Here is a 508-nt window from a genome sequence, read left to right on the forward strand (position 1 = left end):
CAATACGATAGCGCCGACGAAGGCGATTGCCGCATAGGCGGCCACAACGCTCAGTTGACCGAACATAGTCATGGGAACCCTCGCTTTGACGTTGTCGCGCGGAGTAACGCGAAAGCTGGCGGTCCGTTCCCGCAGAAAAGAGAATGAAGCCGACCAATCGCCGCCATAGCGGTATGAGTGTCGGCAACATGGTAAATCAAACGTGAATTCAATGCGTTGAAGAGTCTTTAAAACATTTCGACCACCTTGCGCGAATGACGCGCAGAGTTCGTTTGTATCTCGTCGGCTCCGTCGTCCTTGTTTCGCTTGCGGGTTGCGGACGCGGTCTGTTTCAGACCCAGGAACGTGAACCATGGCGTGCCGAGGCAGAAGTCGCATGTCTCAAATCCGGCACGGTGAAAGAGGGCGCTGATCTCGTTCGGATCAACCCGATTTCCGGGCCCGGTGTCTGCGGCGCTGAATTTCCCTTGAAGGTCGCGGCCCTTGGCGAGGCCAGCAGCAGCTATGG

The 508-nt window shown here is 56.9% G+C and carries 1 protein-coding gene; it reads right to left on the reverse strand.

Annotated elements, in window-relative coordinates; genetic code table 11:
- Window positions 1–227: 227 nt before the first annotated feature.
- On the reverse strand, window positions 228–508 hold a 281-nt coding region (locus AC1DU6_RS35965; protein WP_477863459.1), incomplete at its 5' end, for a hypothetical protein.

Source organism: Roseateles sp. P5_B10 (assembly GCF_056400485.1).